The organism is Bradyrhizobium manausense (assembly GCF_001440035.1).
GTDB lineage: Bacteria > Pseudomonadota > Alphaproteobacteria > Rhizobiales > Xanthobacteraceae > Bradyrhizobium > Bradyrhizobium manausense.
In genome coordinates this window covers 1-20,398 of record NZ_LJYG01000021.1, presented here as the reverse complement: position 1 = coordinate 20,398, position 20,398 = coordinate 1, and the positions used below count along the sequence as shown (strand labels likewise).

Here is a 20,398-nt window from a genome sequence, read left to right as displayed (position 1 = left end):
CACGACGAGGGTGCCGATGGCTGCCTGTTCAACATGGCGGAATCTTAGGCCGGTAACTTTGCGCCGCCGTCAACTACCAACGCTAGTGATTGATCGAGATGAAAGATAGGGGGACAATCGGTTCACGAATGTTGGGCTGACCCAACCTCTGTGCAAAGAATCTCGCAGCAACCAAAGTCCGCTCTCGAAAAGCGGACGATGCGCTGACGTGCCCTCGGCAGAAATAGAGCGTCCTCAGGCTCGATCCTGCCGAGTAAGAGCTCGCGCCCTTCTCGACCGATGGAAAATCCCAGAGAAGCCCAGAAAAGCACGGCATCTACAGCAACGCTCGGTCATTCCGCTGCCCCTCAGCGCAGCTGAGAGTTCTCCTTTCGATGGGATTAGCCCGTAACAGGCAATGAAGATGGCAGCAACCGAGAGAGGCTTTGAGAGATCGGTGATCCTGATCGACAACTTCGACTCCTTTACATTCAACATTGCCCAGATGGTCGGAGAGGTGAATGGTAGGGAAGCCATTGTCTTGTGTAACACAGTGCCAGAGCGAAATTCGTCTTGGGCGTGTGCTTAAGACATCAATCCATCGCCCATTTTCATGGGGCATCCGTTGCCTTGAAGAGATTCTCCTCAAGGCAGGCCAGCCGATCCGTGCGATTGTCGAGGCTATCACCGGCAACCCGGATCATAGCGTCGAGATCCATGGAGCGGGTGACGATGTTGCCGACGAGGCGGTACCCGATTCGGTACATCGTCTCCGCTTGGCGACATTCGAGGACCGGAACACGATCGCACAATGTGTCGATACGCTTCTCACGGAGCTCCGAGGACCGGGGCCGCAATTCGATCCGCAAGCAGCGGTCAGCGTCGCTGGGCAAATCGCGACGGATTCACGGCTTGGCTTCGCCTTGATCATGGAGGATGTGCTGACCGCCGAAGTGATTGGCATTGCGGTCGTCTCGCAGGTCACCGCGGTAAGGGCGTCCGGCCACTATGGCATCCTGCAGGAGCTCTGGGTCGATTCGCGCTATCGCTCGGCTCAAAATGGGAGACGGCTTCTCTCTGCGGTGGACCGCGAGGCGCGGGCGCGGGGCTGGCCCATGATCGAGGTATCTCTTCCAATCGCCGACCGTCCCGACGCTGAGAGGCTGGTCGCATTCTATGAAAGCATGGGCTTCACATCGGCTGGAGAGCGGCGACGAAGGAGGCTTCCGCGACCTGGCTAACCTTACACATGACACCGGCCTTATCCAACCCTGGGGCTCTTATCGCAAATGCGGCCGGAATGATTAAGCCCTCAAGGAAGGTGGAGGATAGGCTCAACGAGATCCGGACCGGATTGGAGAGCGCACCCGATAACCAGTTTATCTTGCCCACTGAAAACGTCCCAGACATGGTGGTGTCAGTCCTGGGAACTCTTCATGATCCGGACTACGTTGATGCATTCCGGCTCGGGCCGCATCCACAAGAGCCGGAAATTTACCGAGCTTGCCAGAAGATATGCCGCGCCTGGTGTGCCGCAGAACACATCCGTAGACACAGGAACCTATCTGCGCGCAATTTTTGTCCGCCGCTACTGGCTTCGCAGCCGCGACCACTATCGCGTCAAAGCAACGCCCGGTAAGTTACGCAAAAGCGTTCCGTCCTCACCACTGAGCAGCGCCCCACCTGGCGCCTGCAATAGGGCGAGCCTTCGGCACGGCAGCGGCGGCGCAATTAAGGAATATAGAAGACTGCAAATAGTACGATCGCGGCAAGAGCGCAGAACACCAATGCCTTGCTAACCAGTGCGCGTCTCTCGATTTGCTCGGCCGCATATCCGAAACTTCGCGCGAGATTGAGTAAGCTGTCTCGTTCGAGCTCTCCCGTCGAGTGCTCAGCCTGTAGCAAGTAACTCTGCTCCAGCCGCCGAAACACTTTCGCATCTCGCATTCTGCGCCCATGCACAGCCATACGCATTGTCCCCATCACAAATGCCGCTCACGTCGCCACGAAGTAATGTCGCCGTTATGAGATGTGCGAAATCTATCAGCGGAGTGCGCGATGGGTGTGACTGTTAGCCCACCAAATCAGAGAGTTGAGACTACAGCATCTTGCCAGCAAACTCCGACGAATCTGGCGTAGCCGTACACGCGGAGGAGAGCCAGAGGTTTGATGATGCGAAAAGAGAAGGAGGCAAAAAGGGAGCGATGACGGGCGAAGGCACCAATTTTTCGTGGTGAATATGACCAATGACGAGCTCAAGAGCCATGTTTGTGGAAACGCAGCCGTAATGAGGGCAAGCTCGACATCAATGACCTTGAGCCTGGCAGGGGTACACCGCGAAAGTCCTGTCCGGCAGTAATCGGGATTATTGGCGCTGGTCAAGGCGAGATAGAGAGTACCAGCTGAACTGTTACGATCGCGACACCTACGCAGCTATAACCATTCGCGGCTGCGGAATTGGAGTCCTTATCGATACGAGCCATGGAAACGGTAGCATGAACGTCAACGATGGCTGTGCCCTATTCAGCTTCGGCGGAGGAAAATCGCACGCTCTCTTCCTGGACTCCCGATAGTGGCCGTGTAGTTCACGCCTTGAATGGTGAGATTTGTCTGCGGCTCAGCCACGCTCGGCAGCACGTTATGCAAGCGCATCCCGTGAATGAAATCCTCCGTCGCCCACTGGTCGCCGTGCTGCCAGCCCTGGGGAAGGTACAAATTTAGATTCGGCACCGCAAGCGGCGCGTGAACCGGGAGATATGCCGGATCGGAGGTCGATGCCCCGATGTCCCACAGCGGAGAAGGATTTACTTGATTAACACTGTCCGCCGGCGAATGGGTGGGTGAAGCCAATATTTCCAAGAGTTCCGCTGTGTCTAAACTTTCAGTTGGTAGCTGATTTGCTTTATCCGCTATCCGCCAAATCTCCTCGGGAGAGACAGCCTGGACCGATAAGGGTAACGCTGGGCTTGGCTGATCAACGCTGTCCGCCCGCGAATGCGTGGGTGAAGCAAGAATCTCCAAAAGCTCTGCTGTGTCCAAACTTTCGGCTGGCAGCAGGCCAGTTTGATCCGAGGTAGTCCGAAGTTCCGCAGAAACGCAAATTGACCGTGAGGGGATGGGTTGATCATCCAGCCGCCGCAGAAGCTCCTCTGAGTTGACACTTGGCACCGGTGACTGCACGGTCAGAGCCTCCGCGTGTTGATAGCTGTCCGCGGCGGAGCCTTGCGCGTTGCGGTAATCGCGGATGATGTTCAACCCGGTGATTAGATTCTTGTTTTTTGAGGATAGGCGTTTCGCCCGCCTGATCAGAGACTCGTGATCTAACTTAGCAATTCCTTGGCCCTCATCTTTGAGCACTCCAGCGAACCTGTAAAGTTTGTCGGTATAGTGTTTGACGGTATGCTCGGGTCGCCCGCTGGCAAGAATCGCAGTATCGATGAGATTCTTGTCCTCCGTTGATGGAATATATTCATCCTCTCGACGAGGGACACGAGCAGCTAAAATATCGGGCTCACGGTACTCGCGAAGCACCTCCAACACGGAGGGCATTTTCACGTCATCCCCGAAGTACTCTTTCACGTAAGCGACCAGCGAATTGTGATCGCACGCAGCAATTGCTCGCCCCCGAGACTCGAGACTTTTCGCCAATCTGCGAAGAAGCTTCTCATTGTTCTCGGCGGTAATAGGCGTCCATCTTCGACGTCCAGCAGCTGCGCGGATGGCTGCCTCGATCAGGCTAGCATCCTCTACAGAAGGAATATAACGTCGACAGCCGTCTGAAGCCCTGGGCTCACGGTACTTGCGAAGCGCATTCAATGCGGTAACCATTGATCCATCAGCCGGAAAGAACGCATTAGCGTGCCAGACCAACGATTCGTGATCCAGCGCGTCAATCGTCTGGCTGCGAGACCCAAGATGATTTCCAAGTACGCGAAGAGCCCAAGTATAAGTGCCGACCGTGTTTGATTGTAAGTTCCTCGCAAAGTGCTCGGCGGCCGCGTCGATGAGGGTTCGGTCTTTTTCTGTTAGATGAGGATAGCGGGGGTCTTGAGTTGCGCCCACGGCCAGAGCGGCATTGGCCTGGCGCCCCTCGGCCAAGCGCTGCTCAAAGTCATCTTGCCCGGCCTGTCGCGCTTGCTCATGCTGCAACACGGCGTGATGAGCCTCCAGCCGGCCTGACACATCGAATGGATCAACGTTGTTTGTGTCCACGCTAGCCTTACCTTCACGAGATCGTCGAAAAGGATCGAACTACCAGGGTTAACTTTCGAGAAGCTGACTGAAATAGAGCCCGAGCGCGGGACAAGCATGGCCGACGGAGGGATCCCTATTCTCTAAGTCAGTGCTTCTGTCTGCTCATGTGTGCGTTGATCTCTCCTAAACATCCGCTGGCCATGCAATCGGCTCATCTGACGCGGATTTCCGTCCGTCGAAAGGGCAGCCCTCGCGCCGGCGCTAACCTAACGGGCGCGGTGCCTGTGTCCCGCTCGCCGGAACGGCCGCTGGGCCACACAAAGGAGAGAGGAGATGAGCAAGGAACGTTGCGACACCTCACCAAGCTCTTCGCGACAGACCAAGAGAAGATAAGATGCGTTGTCGAAAGGTGCATCCAGAGCAGGCCGATTCGGCCGCTCCACAATGCTGCCTTCCCCGCGCCGTCATCGCCGCAGGTGGTTAGCGAACTCGCTTAAACCCCACGCTATTCTCACATCCCGGCCCTGACGCAAGCTCCAGGCCGACGAAGCAAAGTGCGAGGATTGGATGTACGCTCCGACGATCTTACGCGCTTTGCCGCTCGTCTGAATTGAATCGGGTGGGTCCGTATTCCGCAACAATCCACTTGCTCGTCGTGACGTTGCGGCCCATTTCGTTCTCTGTTGCCAAGCGGGCTGCTTCGAGCCTGGCCTCGGCAACGGCCAAATTATCAAATGTGCCGATCAGCGTTGTGTTTGGAAGCCGATACCGAACGTTGTTTGAGCTAAGGATCCACAGTTTCCAGCCCTGCGCCGCTGCTTGCTTCAAAAAGGTTGGGTGTGGATCAGGCTTGGTCTCCTTCAAATCATACGACGCAACATAGGCAGGCATTCTCAGACCCTCAATCAGAGCAAATAATTACACCACATCATCTAATTTTCCTTAGGAAATTTAGATGGTCACGACCTGACTCCAGCGAGAAAGCCATCGACCTCGAGTTTGAGACGGTGGCTGCTTTGGGCCAGCGCATTCGCAGATGTCAGCATGTGGGAGGATGAGGCCCCTGTACTCGAGGCGCTCCCTGCAACCTGCCGGATGTTGGTTGCTACCTGCGACGACATTTCTGCCGCATGTTGAATATTCTCCGCAATGTGCCGAGTTGCTGTACCCTGCTCTTCTATGGCAGCAGCAATCGTGGACGCGATTTGCGAGATCCTACTGATGTTGCTGCCGATCTCCGCGATCGCAGTAACCGACTCCTCGGTGGCCGCCTGAATATCTGCGATTTGTCCTGCGATGTCCGAGGTCGCCTTGGTAGTCTGCCTTGCCAGCGACTTTACCTCGTACGCCACAACGGCAAAGCCGCTGCCGGCCTTGCCCGCACGCGCAGCCTCGATCGTTGCGTTAAGAGCCAAAAGGTTTGTTTGCCTGGCAATTGCGGCGATCAACTCGACCACGCCACCAACCTTTAGCACCGTGGCGGATAGGTGTTTTACCCTTCGGTCTGTTTCTTCGGCTTGACGCTCCGCTCCCCTGGCGATTTCTGCAGATTGCTCGACCTGGCGTCCAACTTCCATTGCAGACGCCATCAACTCGGCGGTACGTGCAGCGACAACCCGAACTCCGCCTGAGCTTTCCTCCGAGGCTAAAGCTACCTTGTCAGAGACTTCCTGTGTATCGTGCGCCGTATCCGCCAGGCTGCGAGCGGAAGCCTCCAGCTCGGTCGAGGCGGATGAGAGTGTGTCGAGGACGCCGCTTACCGCATCTTCAAATGTCCTGGCAAGCTTCTCAAGCTCCGCCTTCCGCCGCATCCCCGCCAAGCGGTCCTGTTCCAGATTCGCTGCAAACTCGGCCTGAGCCTTCTCACTCAATTTGAGCTTGAACGATTCCATGGCCTGCGCCATTTCGCCGATCTCGTCAGAACGGCTAAGTCCGGGTAGAGTCACCTCGAACTGGCCGGCCGCCAGTTGGCGCATCGCTTTGGTCATGCGTGTGATCAGCCCGGCCATTGTCTGCCCGACAACGATGGCAACGAACCCGATGACGAGCGTGGCAAGCCCAATTCCCCAAGCCAGCATATGGCGGATTCGCGACGCGCGCTCTTCCGCAGCGGCAGCGCTGGCATCAGCCGCCGCAATCGCTTTCAACAGCAGGGGACGATTTCGACCGTAGATCTGTCCGAGATCATCGACCTGCTCGTCCAATGCTTGTTGCGCGACCAGGAACGCCACGAAGCTCGATCGGTAGGACTCGATAAGCTTGTTCAGTTCTGATTTGGCGGCTGACGCCAACTCCAAAGCAGCAAGGGCGGTCTCGAACTCGGCGGCGCGCTTATCCAGCTCAGCCCCGTACTTCTCATCACGCCGCAGCATGAAATCCTTTTCGTGTCGTCGCATCATCAGCATCAACACAGTTAGCTGCGGCTGATTGATCTGCGTAAGGTAGGATTCAACGTGATGCACGGCATTTCGCAGCTTGCCCTGCAAGCCATCATTCTCAGTGAACCCGAGCACGCGCTGCGCCGAAACGATATTGTTGAAACGTGTTTCATAAAGGCCGATTCCGGCACGCAGGAAAGACACATCTTTCAGAGGATCGCTCTCCAACAAGGAAGCAACATACGCCTCGATCTGGTCTAGGCTGGCCAGCTCCTTCCTCATGCCGCCTGATTGGCGCGCGATCAACGCTTCATCGTGGCTGCGCAAAAACTCCAGTGCAAGCTGCTGTGACTCAAGAAACGCTTCTGAAATCGCCGCCAAGTGAGCCCGAAGGTGAATGCTCTGGTCTGCCTCCCGCTGAACCTCTGCAACATAATTGAGCCCAAGAATGCAAGTCGTCCCTGTGACGAGCACGCCCCCTATTCCAAGCATGGCAATCTTGGTTCGCAGGCTTGGCCGAAGCCGACCAAAAATTGGCAACATGAGCCGCAGCGCAACGACTGGAGCAAGCATCAGATTGCCAATCAATCCGTTGTCATTTCGGCATTTCTGATCAGCACGATCGAAACGATGGCTCGGCGAGATGCTGACCATTCGTAGCCTCTAATTTGGGTTTGTTACACGAGATTGACGGAGAGACTGGGCTCGATGGGCATGCCGTGACAAGCGCGGGCAGGCGGTTGTTTGCGTTCTTTGTCCTTCGGCTTGCTCTGCGCGGTCTATCGGCCTACTCGCCGATCATCGACAGTCGAAAGACTGGTTACGATATCAGCATATCATGCCCCTGGCGCTGCAGACTCGCGGCGCAGGCGGCAGCCCGCGCCTAAATTACGCGATCTTAGGCGCTATTGCGCCGGATTCACGCGTCGAGATCGGTAACACTCATCGCGGCGGGAAGGCTTCGTTTTTTCCAATTCCTTTTTGATCTCAGCTTTTGCCTGTTAGCCAGCGGACTTTTCGAGGAATTCGGCCAAACGAACGGGCTCATTCATTCGGCATTGGGACTGGTCCGTTGGCTAGCCTCAGCGAGGAATCGCGAACAATGTCTGTGGAAACTGAAACGGATTGAACAAAAGTGGGGCACCGTCACCGAGGACACGTTCAATAACTAGGACGACGCCGACGCCTTCGCCGCCGACGCGCTGGCGTGACACCAAGAGCTTGGCAAGACCTCGCACCCGTCCGCCACCTACTGGAAAACATAGAACTGGCGGCCTTCACGCCTCAGGGCCTTCGGCGAACGGCAGCGACAATCGTGCAATCAGCACGTCTGCCGGTCGACTACGTCAAGGCCCTTCTAAACCACAACGACAAGGGTGTGGCGGGTAAGCGACCATCGCGCGACGAATTAGGCAGCGATGCGCTCCAGTGACCGCAAGCCTGCCGAACACCAGTTAACAATCCGCTAACCAATTCGGGCCGCCCCTAGACCAATCAGCGGCTAGAAATCGGCGGCCTTGCGTCCTCCGGCAAGCTCCGCTGTAATCGGCGTCGATGGAGCGTGACCGGGGGCGCCTACGATGTTGGGATGGGGACGATCAAAGAAGCCGGCCTTGCCTTCGGCCGAAGGGGCTCTAGGCAACCTCTTCGAACCTCTGGCGCTGCTGTCAGCTCTCGATAAGCTGCTTCCATGGTACCTGAAAGAGACGGATGAAGGGCGGCTAGTCTATCCGGCGTGTAACCGCACGCTGAACGATGCCGATGGAAATGTTCGGGCAATTTGGGAGCACACTCGGCTTGAGGCCTGCCGCTACGTCATGATGGTGCCGAGGCGCGACGTAGAGCTTTTGGTTAGCGCCGTGCGCCAGGCCGAAATGATGGATGCCTTTCTCAGGCAGCTTCCGCACGAGGAAACTGTCGTCGACTTCAGGGGCGTTCCTTTTGACGATTATCCGACCGCGATCATTGCCGGCCTAAATTGGCTCGATCACTGCGCATTCCTCGCCGGCGTCGACCCTGACAAGTTCAGGCGAACGGGCCGAGACTTCCGCCATTTCGTGGTGCTCGCGCAGCAGTGGTGGGCGATCGAAAATGCGGGACCGCGCTGCTACGAGATGCTCGCGAACCGCCAAGTCCCCCCGCTGATGTTCTATCTCATGTGGCAGAGCTATACGCGCCTAGCAAAGGAAATTGCTATTGCAGCGATCTATGGATCGTCGCTCGATCGCGCCACAGAGCAGCAGCGACAGTATTTTCGAACGACGCTCAGTTCGCAGCCCAATCAAATGCAAGCCGCGCTCTCTGCTCTAACCGAAACCACAGCCAGATTGAAAAGCGCTTCGGATCCAGACGATTTGGTCCGATCCTAGCCGCGACGGATCGACGCGGCTCACGCCAGCTGTAACACCATACTGGCGCGCTGCATCACGACTTGAACTTAGATCGGGACATCTTTCTCGCGCGCGGAAAGCTCGCTGAGGAATGACCTACGCCAACGACCGCGAGATTCTGACTGAGAACTTCCTACACGGCATGAAAAAAGTCGGCGGCAAGGAAGTCGAGAAGGACCGCGTCCTAACGCTCGACGAACTGAAGGCGTTCTTTGCGATCCTCAACGATGAGGAAGCGGGCATCACGGAAGGGACGCGCTTGGCACTGAAAGTCGTGTTGCTGACAGCCCAACGCCCGGGTGAGGTAGCTGGCATGATGCGTTCCGAGCTTCACGGGCTCGAAGGCGACAAACCGCATTGGATCATTCCGGCTGTCAGGACGAAGAACAAGAAGGCGGAGCATACGGTCCCCCTCTCCCCGACCGCGGTCAAACTGATCGAAGCGGCCTTAGAGATCGGCAAGCCGGAAGACGGAGAAGACAAAGACGACAGGCCCGTATTCGCCAGCCGCTTCGAAAGCGTCGGAGTGCTCGCGCGCCACTCAATGAGCCAAGCCGTCCGCCGCCTGTTGGAAGATAAAGAACTCGCAGCCTTCACGCCCCACGACCTTCGGCGAACGGCCGCGACAATCGTGCAGGCGGCACGTCTGCCTGTAGATTATGTGAAGGCGCTGTTGAACCACAACGACAAGGGCGTAACGGGCGTCTACGCCCGCTGGCACATGTTCGAGGAAAAACGAGAAGCGGTCTTGGCCATTGAAGTGCAAGTCGGGCAACTCGTCTGAACTGGAAGCGGGTGCGCGGCCAATTTTCGTTTCATGTGTTAGGATCAATGACAGCCGAATTGAACCGATTACGGTGGCAGGCCATGACCAAGGTGGAGCGAACAACCTGCGATAAACTCCTAGACATATTGTGGCCGCTGCTCTGGCTATTGATCATTGCCATTGTTGTAGTCTTGACTAGTCGACTTCTCATCAATGCCTATCCGACGACTGAACCTTACTGGTTCGCGCTCTTTGCTTTGCCAGCTGCATGGGCGCTCTTCGTCCTGAGAGTATTTCAACGATCTATCTATGGCTTCGCCGAAGTCGTCATTGGCATATATACGGTCATAGAGACGTTCCGTGCAGCCGTTACAAGCAACACGGGCGTTATGAGCGATACAAAAACGCTTCTGGCATTAGTGGCGGCCATTTACGTCGTAATACGCGGGCTCGACAATATTGATCAAGGACTGAAGCAGTACTGTGCGACGTTCCTCAATCCAGACGACGCATTTGCGTTCACCTTCTATTGGGAAGTTAGCGTGAAGGGCAGATTTTTGAACAGGAGACTAAAACGAGGCATATATTTGAGGATGGTCCGTCCGCTCTTCAAGAAACTATGGATCGAATTCGAGCAAATGAATCGCGGTACTGACAAAGATGCGTGGGAAACGCCCTATTGGTGGGCACGAAAACACTATGTGCTTGCGCTTTTGAGCGAACGTGCGGTCAATCTATGCCGCCCGCAGAAGCATCTTTCGCGCGGCAGCCAGCCCACCACGGAGCCTCCAGTTTGGGTTTAGAGCACGAATAACCGCGAGCTTTCGAGGTTATGGCCGAGCTGACGGGACTAGGAGAAAAGCCCGCCGCCATCGGCACTACGACGACGGTTATCCGCTGTGCGCTCTTCGAGAATTTCCGTCCACAGCTCGTAGGTTTCGCGGACCATTTGATCGAGTTCTTCGAAGGTGAACAATTCGATCTTCTCATCCGTGAAGACCACGGGCGTACGTGGCCCCTCGTCTGTGCGGGTGAACTGCACAACAGCTAACGCTACGTCGGCGTAGTCTGGGTCAGCCGCTCTAATGCGCTCGTGCATCACCGAGAAAACGAAGCGGCGGCCATTAGCGGTAAGACCCTTTGCTCGCCGCGGGTCCAAAAACGGAATGATCGCACGGTCGTTCAGGGTCAGTACCACCGACTGCCAGTAGACAACCTTCGTGCCAATTCCCAACTGAAGCGGGAAGACATCTAGGCGCCGCCCGACGATCTGCCGGGCTTGCACGAAATCGAACAAGCCCTCTGCTACGCGAAGGTTGGCTTGTTCTTCCGCGTCGGACCGCGACTTTTTCTCAATCGTCTGCTTGATCTTTTCCCAGGGCGTGGCAGGCATTGGCCCAATGAGATCGGACTGTACATTCAAGACATCGGATATCGTCGCTCGAATGGGAGCATACGAATAAGGCGGACGGCCTAGCTTGACTTGCTGTAGTGCTCGCCGCTTTTCGTCTCTCGACAGAGGCGCAATACGGGCGAGATCAATTTCAGGCAAAGGGCGCATCTTCACTGGGCTCTCCGGCGGAAGGTTGGCTACCGACTGATACCTTGTGGTGTTTGAAACGCTCCCGAATCACCTCATCGGGAATCCGCATCCCAAATGCCAAAGATGTTCTACCTTTGTCCACCACAAAGTGCCAAGGAGCCCCCTTCGCGTGCGAGATATCCACCAGTCTTCCCGGCGTCATTCGGCCGTACGACTGGATGATGCGACTAATGTGCCGAACGATCTCTGGATCAGTGGGCGACGCAATCGGTTCGCGCGTACCCTTGACCACATTTAGCTTCGTAGCCCTAAACGTGATCGGCGCTGCGCCTGCGCTCTTGAAAGACTGATAGGCGGCCGGATGAACGGGTCCAAACTCCCACGCCTCGAAGTAGCCGGAGACCAACGGCCTACCTTGCTCGATTAGAAACATCGCATGCGCGAAATACAAAAGTTTCTGAAGCGCCAAATTGGTCAAAGGCTGACCAATCCGAGCACTCTCATCAAGCATCAGATTCGCGATGCAGCGCGGGTCGTAGACCTCGTTCATCGAAGGCACTTCAATCGAGAAAAAGACGCGCTTACTTCGGGGGAGCCGGTATTAGCCCAACGTCCGCAAGCGATGACAGTGCAATCTCAATTGTACGATCTTCGAACAGTCTAAGTTTTCGTTCACCCGCAGCCTTTCCTCCGGGCCAAGTTGCGAGCCTCTCGCGGATCGCACGCACGTTCGGTTCGACCGCACCTTCATTGACGAGCCAATCAACTGTCGCAAGAAGCTCCATGCCCAGGGGAGATTCGAATCCGTCAATCAGCTCCGAGGTCTTTTCAAGCGCGGTACGAAACGCTTTGACATCGGGAGATGTAAGGTAAGCAGCCACCTTGTCCTTCTTCGAGTCATCGAAGTGAATAACGTCGAAAGGACCCGCGTCACCTAAGCGCTTGTCACAGTGCAAGTAGCTTCCGTCCAGCCCGTTCAAAAGATGCTTGAGATTTTCCGAGTACGGCCCAAACTTGTTCGCAGCGAACTTGAAGTTCATCTGGTTGTCGAGATTCAACTTCACCACAAAGCGCTCTAGGAAATAACCAAGCTTCTGTATTTCGAGAAGAGTGCAGTCGAATCCCAAGATCGAATATCGCCGAACCAACTCAGCAATAAGCGCACGGGTGGCGGTCAGCTTCTCAACGCCCGTTCTCTTCGCCACATTTTGGTACTTGGCTGTCGGCTCGTACACGATCACGTCTACATCGTTCAGCTCACCGAGAGCGGCTTCGATCTTGGGGCGGACATCATTCCAAGCCAATCCGCCATTGCCTGCACCCAAGGGCGGCAGAGCAACCGACTTGATGCCCTTTTCCTTGATGACACGCTTTAGGTCTTCCAGCCCCTGGACGATCCACTCAATTCTTGACGGGAAGCGCCAATGGGCTTTCGTTGGAAAGTTCACAATCCATTTGGGTCCGAACATTTCACGCCGTTCGGTAACGAACACTTTGCCGATCTGTACTTCCTCCGACCGACACGCCGCTTCGTACGCGTTGAAATTCTCCGGATAAGCTTCCTTGAACATCAAAGCGACACCCTTGCCCATGACGCCCACCGTGTTGACGGTGTTGACGAGCGCCTCGGCGTCCGCATCTAGAAGATTGCCTTGCGTAAAGCGGATCATGTCAAAGGAACCAATTGCGGCGAGTGACGATCTGCAACTTGTGACCTTTCGAATCGCACAACTGCTCGACTTCGGTCTTTACCGCGTCGTTAAAGCAAGCGATGCCCATAAGCGCGTTCAGGGGCAATTTTTTATGCACCAAAGCCTCCGCTTGGTATTTCTCGAACTTGTCCATATCGTCCTTCTTGAAGTCTCTCACTTGCAAGACTGGCCAAATTATCCAACTCAGGTTGCTTAGATCGTTCGAGAACTGAGCCAGCTTCAGGTATGCGTGTCTGTCAGTGAAGACGAATGGAACACCCTTCTGCGTCAGATAGTGAAGTGACGTGATCAGGATTACGATGTCCTCGATGGGCTTCTTCGGAATGCCGTTGTACCCTGTCTTGATGTTGTAAAGCATCGGGCTGTAGGGCGTGAAGTAGAACGGCACGTAGTCGCCAAGGGTTCCACCCGGCCCGCACGGCACCGGGTGCGCCTTCCGCTTGGAGATAAGCTCTTGGTTGCCTATCTCCGCATATTTCGAGTTCTGGGCGTCGTTCGCGCATATGCACCCGCCATCGTTCAAAACCTTTTCGACGTTGCTCTTATGGCAAATCCGAAAAATGAACGCGTTCTGGGGGTTTAAAAGTTCCTTGGACATCGAGCGACCATACGCCGAGGCCGCTTCGAGACGAAAGACGGCTTTCCCCCGTATTCACAGTGTCATCACCCCACCGGCACCTTTTCGGTTCGGAACAAACTACGAACAAGTTAAGATTCGGTCAATAGGGAACCGCGGTTGGCCTCTTTCCGCGCATCGCATTCCATATGACCAGTGCCGCCCAGAAGCCACCCCCGCTCAAGCTGCAATCCAACGCTGAGGCGCTGGATGCCGCGGCCGATCAGGCCATAGCAGCTTGCGGCGGCGACGCGCGCGAAGCCGTGAAGGCGCTGTTGATTGCAACCGAGTTCTTAGAGCGCGAGATGGAAGAGCGCGTCTCGCGCGGGTATGTTCGAGGCGTGAAGCACGGGCGATTCAACACGTATTCCGGCTAAGACCCGGCTCGTAACATGGCATCTTTGCACGAGTACTTCTTGAAGGATGGATCGAACTATTTGCGAACCAACGAACAATGGTCCTTGAAACATGCTGATGGGACCGTTTTGGCTCCGGAGATCACAGCAACTCTGTGCATGGACTTCGAGACAAATGCCAAGTTTGTTTGGTTTTATGTACCCGACATAACGGGCGTTGATTGCTCGGAGATGCTACTGCTCAACAAGATCGAAGAGATATTGGATTGGCCGCGTACGAAGGTGGGCGTGATCGGTGGTTTCGAAGGTGAGCAGACCCACGGCACTGACCTGACGTTTACGGGCAGGATCACCTTTTATTCGGAAAAGCCAGTTCGCCCCGAATGGAAGGAGCAAATGATCCGTGAGGCTCAGCGCGTCGGCCATCACCTAACGTTTCGAAGCATCGATTATAGGGACATGCGCAACAAACTCGAAAAGCCACTGGCTTTCAACTCTCACGACAGCAGAGACAAGGACCTCATCGCGGGACGGCTCGCGATTCAGCTTCAGAAGTTTATGTGCCCCGTTTGGTACGATGACTTCTCGCTGAAAGTGGGTGATAGCCTTCGCGAAAGCATCGAAGCGGGCCTTAAAGAGTGTCCAAAGTGCGTCTTGATATTGACGCCCAATTTTTTAAGCAATGAAGGCTGGACGAAGCGCGAATACGATTCCGTCTTCACCAGAGAAGTCGTTGAAAAGCAGAAGCTTATTTTACCTGTATGGCACGATGTCAGTCGAGATGATGTGTACCGCTATTCTATGATCTTGGCAGATCGCGTCGCCGCTCAATGGTCTCTCGGTGTTGAAGAGGTCGCGCGGCGGTTAGTCCGCGCGCTCAACGGTTAGGCGTCGTACCTCACGAGCCCTGAAAGCGCAGCCCTCTTGGGATAGCACTTCAACAGCGCTCTTGCCCGCGACCGTCCCAAGCAACGCTCTAAGAATAGTGGACCGCAGTAAGTGACCACCGCCTGCACAGCTGCATGCGGCACATACCGTCGCCGCGACGCCACATAGGCAAGGCCGGGCAAGATCATTTCGGGTAGGCCGTCGAGAAGGACAAGCGCGCTCAAGGTACCCTCGCACTCGCGGAGCTTCGCGAGCGCGGGGACCAAGATGTCTAGCGACGGCTCATAAGTCGCGCCTTGGCGAGGCGCGTATTGGATGCGCTCTATCATTGATCTTCCCTCGCCCTGCCGAGTTGCACGACCGTCACTTCGATCCGCGAGACGCCATCGGGCTGCACGTCCTTGACCTCATACAAAGCCTGATTGCAAAGCCGCCTAATTCGGTAGCCCTGCCTAAGTGGGAACGTGAGGACCCCATAGCCAAATGTGAAGATCGGCTCGGACGTGCTGACGATTGGGCAGACAGAGTGACCGGAAGAGATCCGCCCACTGTTCTCGCCCATGATAATTGACTTTGCTCTGTTCGTGAAAACCGCGGTGACCGTCACCGCCTTGGACGGATCAGGCACCGCGGGGAAGTTGGGCAGCGGCGTTCCGACGTAAGGCGTCACCTCCACCAACTCCCCCATGCTCTCGTCAATTGCGGCGGACACGTCCTGCATGCCCGCGCGCCAGGTGTTCGTATTTGGAAAAAGCATCAGTTTCCTGTTGTATTCTAGCGGCTATGGAGTGACCGCGGGTTGCACCTTGGTGCAGAAGATCGTTCCGTTTAGTCCCGAGCCGATACGCGCGCCGACCATGACGCTGCCGGGCTCGCATTTTTGATCTTCTGTTCCATTCCAATGGTCTACCGGTCTTGATGTCACGGGGCTGACGACTGAAAGTTGTTGCGCCATACGATCGACTTTCTTTTCCAGGCTATCGATCCTTCCAATGAGATCGTGAACGTAGATCGCGGTCGAGACGAGCGCGGTAATGATGCTTACGGCAGCGGTGCCGACCGCCCATAGTGTCTTGGCCCTGGTCGTGATCTGGCCGAGATCAATTGTCGAATCTGTCATTTGGCTTTTCTCCTTTAAGTATTGGAGTGTTCAACTAACAACCGGACAGCATATCGAATGGGCCATTGTTCCGTCTAGTGGTTGTCGCGCACCGGTAGTGCCTGAGACGGCTTTGTATTGTTGTCGCCGGGGCCTTGCATGCTAGTACCAAGCTTGCCATTGAGGCCCATGTTCGCCACGTTCTCGGCGCGCTGAACGAGCCGTTGAAAGTATGCGGACGGGTTGAGCTCGACCTGCACATTGCTATGCACTTCGGCCGAACCCGTCATCGTGCCCGACACGCTGACATCCTTGAAGCCGGACGACTGACCGACGTTGCGAATTGAATCCTGCCAACCGGACGAACTGCCCGCCCCATCGTCCGACGCGCCAAGCTGGCGAAGGTACTCGCTAGTTGCCCCGCGCTGCCGCTTCCACGGGCTTGCAGGCTGATAGCGATCAAACGGCCCTGAGTCGTCGGCGATAAGGTCTTCAAACTCGCCTCCTCGTGATGCGCGGAGCCGGGCTAGGTTTCGCCGATAGTTCGCGGCGCCCCCGCCCTTGGCATCGTCAGTACCGGCAGCCTCTTTGCCGATCTCGTCCCACAGCGTGGGACCGAATAGCGCCCCCAGCGAGAGCCAACCGAGCCCCTTGGATGCGGCTCCCAGTACCGAGGCAGCACGGGAGCCCGCCGCACCAGCGGCAACGCCTCCTGCCGCGCTGGCAGCCGTTCCCACCGCGCCCCCGGCAGCCATCCGGGTCAAAGCCGCAGACGCCACGTTGGCGCTTGCTGCGAGGCCCGTGAAGCTCGATATAACGGAGGCGATGGTTGCGCCCGCTGCCGCTAGGCCGGACAGAGAGGCAAGCCCCGCTGAGACGCTGACAGCCTGCTTCTGAGCGTCTGAGAGACCAGCAGCGAAGCCTGCCAGCTTCGCGCCTGCATCGGCGAGCGGCGTCAGCCAACCTTCGTTGGCCTTGACCATTTGCTTTTCGGCGCTGTCGATTGAAGCGCTGAGCCTGTCAACCGCCGCCGCTAAGCCCTGCATGCGCTCTTCGGCAATCTTCTGCGCGAAGCCTTCGCCGTGGTTGAGCTTTTCGAGGTATTCGGCGTATTGATCCTTGGCCCCCAGCAACAGCGACGCCCTGCCGCCCTGCTTGTCTCCCAGGATAGCTTGGATATCCCGTGCGCTGGCACGTTGCAGGATTGCGTCAAAGAGAGCACCGCCGTTCAACGAACCTTTAGCTAGGTCGTATTGACGGAGCGCCGTGTCGACCAAATGCTTTTGGTCCATCTTTGACAGCTTCTCGCCGCTCGCTTCAACGGCCTCGCGAACGGCCGCCGTGAAGTCCTCCCGGTTGCCGAGCACGTTCCGGCTCTCATCCCCGAACGTCTCAGTTAGCCGCGTCTTGCCCGCCTCAGAGAGGCCCTTGCCATATCGACGACGGAGCGATGCATCGATTGCGTCCGGGCTGACATTGCCCTGGGGGGCATAGTCGGCATAGTTGATCCCCATAACGTACAGGACGCACCTTCCGAGCTGTCAGCGTCATCAGTAATGCGGTAGCCCAATTGTCGCGCCTTGACGCGGGACATAGAGCCCCTGTCTGTGGTCAACTCCATGTCGTGATCATGCTTGTGGGGGATGGCCGTTTTGTCGTTCATTGGATCGTTCCTTAGATTAGCGGCAATAGCGGTAGCCGCGTGCGACGTACGGGCCAATCGTACCCGCGTTCCCCCAGCTTCGCTTCGAGCGTTGAGAGCCCGTTCTCGATTTCGAGTATGTCAGCCTGTGCGGCCTTGAGCGGATCGGCAACCGGCTTGCCCTCGCCACGCCAGACCGCGTTGCTGTACGCGTCCGTCGCCTCCCAAAACGCGGGCGCACCCTTCGGAAGCTTGATCCGCCCCGTCTCGCACGCCTCTTCGAGCCACGCGACGAATGAGCTGCTGCCGGTTTGATGGACACCCAGTTAAGCTAATCCCACCTTGCGCTCGAACTCAACCGGGCTGAGATAGCCGATGGTCGAATGCCTGCGGGTCGTGTTGTAAAATCTCTCGATGTAGTCGAACACATCGGCTCGCGCCTCATCTCTGGTCCTGTAGGTTTTGCTCTCCGTCCGTTCGGTCTTGAGCGACGAGAAGAAGCTCTCCATCGCCGCATTGTCCCAGACGTTGCCGGAACGGCTCATGCTGCAGACGATGCCGTGGTCGGCCATTAGGCGCTGGAACTGCTCGCTTGTGTACTGGCTGCCCTGGTCCGAGTGGTGCAACAGCGCATCCGGCTTACCCCGCCGCCAGACTGCCATCAGAAGTGCGTCTGTTACGAGCTGTGCCGTCATGGCGGCGCTCATCGACCAGCCCACCACCCGGCGTGAGAACAGGTCGATCACCGCTGCGACATAGAGCCAACCCTCGGCCGTCCAGAGATACGTAAAATCGGCGATCCACTTCTGGTTCGGCCGCGCTGCGGCGAACTGCCGGTCAAGGAGGTTCGCCGGCACGGTCTCGAGCTGCCGATCGCCGCTGTCCTTTGGCAAGCGCCGGCGTCGCGGCCGCGCCCGCAAGCCTTGCAGGCGCATCAGCCGTTCGATTTGATGGAGGCCACAGTCCGCCCCATCGGCAAGCAGATCACGCCATACTCGGCGCGCCCCATAGGTGCGATCACTCGCCATGAAGCTGGCCTTGACCTTGCCGCCGAGCTCTTCGTCGCTGCGGGATCTGGCGCTGGGAGAGCGGTTCAGCCAGGCATGGAAGCCCGACCGCGAAACCCCAAGCGCATCGCATAGCCATGCCACCGGCCAGATCGCCCGGTGCTTCGCGATGAAGGCGAACTTCATGTCGCTTCCTTCGCGAAGAAGGCTGCGGCCTTCCTAAGAAACAGCCACCTCAGGGCCGCAGGGAACAGCTTGCAAAACGAAGCCCAGCGATTTGGCGCGCCGCTTCAGATTGGCGAGGACGCGGCTACGATATTGTTCCTCATAGTGGTCGGCACCCGGATCTCTGTAGGATATGCCATGCCGGACGGTGTTGTAGAACAGGACCGCAATTTTGCGAGCGGTCGCCGTCACGGCCTTCGCTTTACCCGCACGAGAGGACAACCGACGATAAAATGCGCCGAGCGCCGTATCGCTCCGTCCGATGGTGGTGGCCGCCAGCCGCAACAGCGCAGCTGCCCGACTGGATGATCTCCGAGTACGCGAAGAGAGCACCTTGCCGCCCGAGATTTTGTTGCCCGGTGCCAGGCACAGCCAGGAGGTGAAGTGCTTGGCGGTCGGCCAAGCCCTCAAATCGGTGCCGCACTCGCCAATGAGCTTCAATGCAAGTGATGGACCTAGCCCATGGATCTCGGTCAGATCGACGCCGAGGACGCCGTATAGAGCGGCCCTCACATCGAACGATGGTGTATTGACCTGCTTGGTCTTTACCCGCGGTCTGGGGAGCTTGCCGACTGGCTTGGCCCCTTTGTCCGTCAGCGCCGTTATCAAGGATTCCAGCTTGCGATCGCAGTCGAGCATCTTGGCCTGGTAGGTGTCATAGAGTTCCAGCGACTGGGTGAGCGCGAAGACGTGTTCATCCCGATCATTGCCCACCAGTGCGGCGCGGATCGTCTCAATCGAGGAATGGCAGCGTACATCACGGTAGGTCGCCAACACGTCGGGATTGCGTTCGCCCGCGACAATCGCTCGGATAATTCGCATCCCGGTCGCACCGGTGATGTCAGAGACAACGTGATGAAGTTGCAGATTCATTTCCATCAGGGCCTTTTGCATGTGCTGGATGTGAGCGGCAGCGTATTCCACTAGCCGCTCGCGCTGACGCAAATAAGCCCGCAGGGTTGCGATCTCGGCATCAGGGCGGAAGCTCCCGCGCAACAGACCATAGGAATGGAGCTGGCGCAGCCATGCGGCATCGCTGACGTCTGTCTTGCGCCCAGGCACGTTCTTGGCGTAACGCGCATTGACCAAAATGACCTCGAACCCGCGCTGCTCGAGAATCTCGTAGGCTGGGATCCAATAGACCCCGGTGGATTCCATCGCGACGCTAGTCACGCCGCAGGCTTTGAACCAGTCTGCCAAATCATGCAGGTCCTGCGTAAATGTGCCGAACGCACGTACCGGAGTGTCGGTGCAGATCGGGTCGACCGCTGCCATGTGTATTTTTGATCCAATGTCGATGGCGGCTGCGCCAACATTGACGGGATTCAATTCCGGGCGGTCACCGGTCGTCCTCTTGGGCATCGCAAATCCTCCATCCGATTGTGGGCAGGAGGGTCTGGGCTATGCCAATCGTCATCTTCCTAATCGGGATCGCCGCAGGAACGGCGTCACCACTCTCAAGTTCGCATGCACCCATGGACCACGTTTTTTAACGGGGACTAGTGCCTCCAATAAGCTGACGGCCGCTACCCTCCGAGATACGAGGATAGCACGGGCTGTTTCTACCGCGCGCAGGCGGGCAACGGCCCGTGACAGTTTTTTA

General features: G+C 57.0%; 17 protein-coding genes and 1 pseudogene. 6 read left to right on the top strand and 12 right to left on the bottom strand.

Annotated elements, in window-relative coordinates:
• Window positions 1–500: 500 nt before the first annotated feature.
• A complete protein-coding gene (locus AOQ71_RS42525; protein ID WP_083513926.1) occupies window positions 501–1,220 on the top strand; it encodes a GNAT family N-acetyltransferase in 720 nt (239 codons plus the stop codon).
• Window positions 1,221–2,502: 1,282 nt separating this feature from the next.
• On the opposite strand, the gene AOQ71_RS44745 is transcribed toward AOQ71_RS42525, so the two are convergent.
• From AOQ71_RS44745 to AOQ71_RS04315, 3 genes are all read right to left on the bottom strand, one after another.
• Window positions 2,503–4,191, bottom strand: coding sequence for a hypothetical protein (locus AOQ71_RS44745; protein ID WP_157083366.1), 1,689 nt, complete (start codon window positions 4,189–4,191; stop codon window positions 2,503–2,505).
• Window positions 4,192–4,758: 567 nt separating this feature from the next.
• Window positions 4,759–5,064 carry a hypothetical protein gene (locus AOQ71_RS04320; protein WP_057742353.1) on the bottom strand — a complete coding sequence of 102 codons (306 nt, stop codon included), beginning with the start codon at window positions 5,062–5,064 and terminating at the stop codon, window positions 4,759–4,761.
• 68 nt (window positions 5,065–5,132) lie between these two features.
• Window positions 5,133–7,205 carry a methyl-accepting chemotaxis protein gene (locus AOQ71_RS04315; RefSeq protein WP_083513925.1) on the bottom strand — a complete coding sequence of 691 codons (2,073 nt, stop codon included), beginning with the start codon at window positions 7,203–7,205 and terminating at the stop codon, window positions 5,133–5,135.
• A gap of 959 nt (window positions 7,206–8,164) precedes the next feature.
• On the opposite strand from AOQ71_RS04315, the gene AOQ71_RS04310 reads away from it, so the two are divergent.
• From AOQ71_RS04310 to AOQ71_RS04300, 3 genes are all read left to right on the top strand, one after another.
• Window positions 8,165–8,920, top strand: coding sequence for a hypothetical protein (locus tag AOQ71_RS04310; RefSeq protein ID WP_157083365.1), 756 nt, complete (start codon window positions 8,165–8,167; stop codon window positions 8,918–8,920).
• Window positions 8,921–9,032: 112 nt separating this feature from the next.
• Entirely contained in the window at window positions 9,033–9,725 is a 693-nt protein-coding gene (locus AOQ71_RS42520; protein WP_245316697.1) for a site-specific integrase, read from the top strand.
• A gap of 83 nt (window positions 9,726–9,808) precedes the next feature.
• Window positions 9,809–10,510 (top strand): hypothetical protein, encoded by a 702-nt coding sequence (locus AOQ71_RS04300; protein ID WP_157083364.1) that lies wholly within the window; start codon window positions 9,809–9,811, stop codon window positions 10,508–10,510.
• A 47-nt stretch (window positions 10,511–10,557) separates the two neighbouring features.
• On the opposite strand, the gene socB is transcribed toward AOQ71_RS04300, so the two are convergent.
• Genes socB through darT form a run of 4 tightly spaced genes read right to left on the bottom strand, consistent with a single transcriptional unit; the run spans window position 10,558 to window position 13,560 of the window.
• The gene (socB, locus tag AOQ71_RS04295; protein ID WP_063958185.1) at window positions 10,558–11,274 is read right to left on the bottom strand and encodes a type VI toxin-antitoxin system SocB family DNA replication inhibitor toxin; all 717 of its coding nucleotides are present in this window, start codon (window positions 11,272–11,274) and stop codon (window positions 10,558–10,560) included.
• The gene (socA, locus tag AOQ71_RS04290) at window positions 11,252–11,800 is read right to left on the bottom strand and encodes a type VI toxin-antitoxin system SocA family antitoxin (RefSeq protein WP_057742338.1); all 549 of its coding nucleotides are present in this window, start codon (window positions 11,798–11,800) and stop codon (window positions 11,252–11,254) included. Before socA ends, socB begins: the two co-directional genes overlap by 23 nt.
• 31 nt (window positions 11,801–11,831) lie before the next feature.
• Window positions 11,832–12,920: a type II toxin-antitoxin system antitoxin DNA ADP-ribosyl glycohydrolase DarG gene (gene darG, locus AOQ71_RS04285; protein ID WP_057742335.1), complete on the bottom strand. Its 1,089-nt coding sequence runs from the start codon at window positions 12,918–12,920 to the stop codon at window positions 11,832–11,834.
• Between the two features lies 1 nt (window position 12,921).
• Window positions 12,922–13,560: a type II toxin-antitoxin system toxin DNA ADP-ribosyl transferase DarT gene (gene darT / locus AOQ71_RS04280; RefSeq protein ID WP_057742332.1), complete on the bottom strand. Its 639-nt coding sequence runs from the start codon at window positions 13,558–13,560 to the stop codon at window positions 12,922–12,924.
• Between the two features lie 167 nt (window positions 13,561–13,727).
• On the opposite strand from darT, the gene AOQ71_RS04275 reads away from it, so the two are divergent.
• Entirely contained in the window at window positions 13,728–13,955 is a 228-nt protein-coding gene (locus tag AOQ71_RS04275; protein ID WP_057742329.1) for a hypothetical protein, read from the top strand.
• A gap of 39 nt (window positions 13,956–13,994) precedes the next feature.
• Complete coding sequence (locus AOQ71_RS04270) at window positions 13,995–14,822, top strand: toll/interleukin-1 receptor domain-containing protein (protein WP_162268314.1); 828 nt, start codon at window positions 13,995–13,997, stop codon at window positions 14,820–14,822.
• Window positions 14,823–15,147: 325 nt separating this feature from the next.
• Here the strand turns inward: AOQ71_RS04270 and AOQ71_RS04260 are convergent, their stop codons facing one another.
• The 5 genes and pseudogenes from AOQ71_RS04260 to AOQ71_RS04240 form a co-directional block, all read right to left on the bottom strand.
• Window positions 15,148–15,579, bottom strand: a complete 432-nt coding sequence (locus AOQ71_RS04260) for a hypothetical protein (RefSeq protein WP_157083363.1) — start codon at window positions 15,577–15,579, stop codon at window positions 15,148–15,150.
• Between the two features lie 24 nt (window positions 15,580–15,603).
• Window positions 15,604–15,942 (bottom strand): hypothetical protein, encoded by a 339-nt coding sequence (locus AOQ71_RS04255; RefSeq protein WP_057742311.1) that lies wholly within the window; start codon window positions 15,940–15,942, stop codon window positions 15,604–15,606.
• 74 nt (window positions 15,943–16,016) lie between these two features.
• Window positions 16,017–17,435, bottom strand: coding sequence for a hypothetical protein (locus AOQ71_RS04250; RefSeq protein WP_057742307.1), 1,419 nt, complete (start codon window positions 17,433–17,435; stop codon window positions 16,017–16,019).
• 454 nt (window positions 17,436–17,889) lie between these two features.
• A pseudogene (locus tag AOQ71_RS04245) lies at window positions 17,890–18,789 on the bottom strand (IS3 family transposase); the annotation flags it as partial.
• The gene (locus tag AOQ71_RS04240) at window positions 18,790–20,157 is read right to left on the bottom strand and encodes an IS110 family RNA-guided transposase (RefSeq protein ID WP_057740990.1); all 1,368 of its coding nucleotides are present in this window, start codon (window positions 20,155–20,157) and stop codon (window positions 18,790–18,792) included.
• Between the last annotated feature and the right edge of the window lie 241 nt (window positions 20,158–20,398).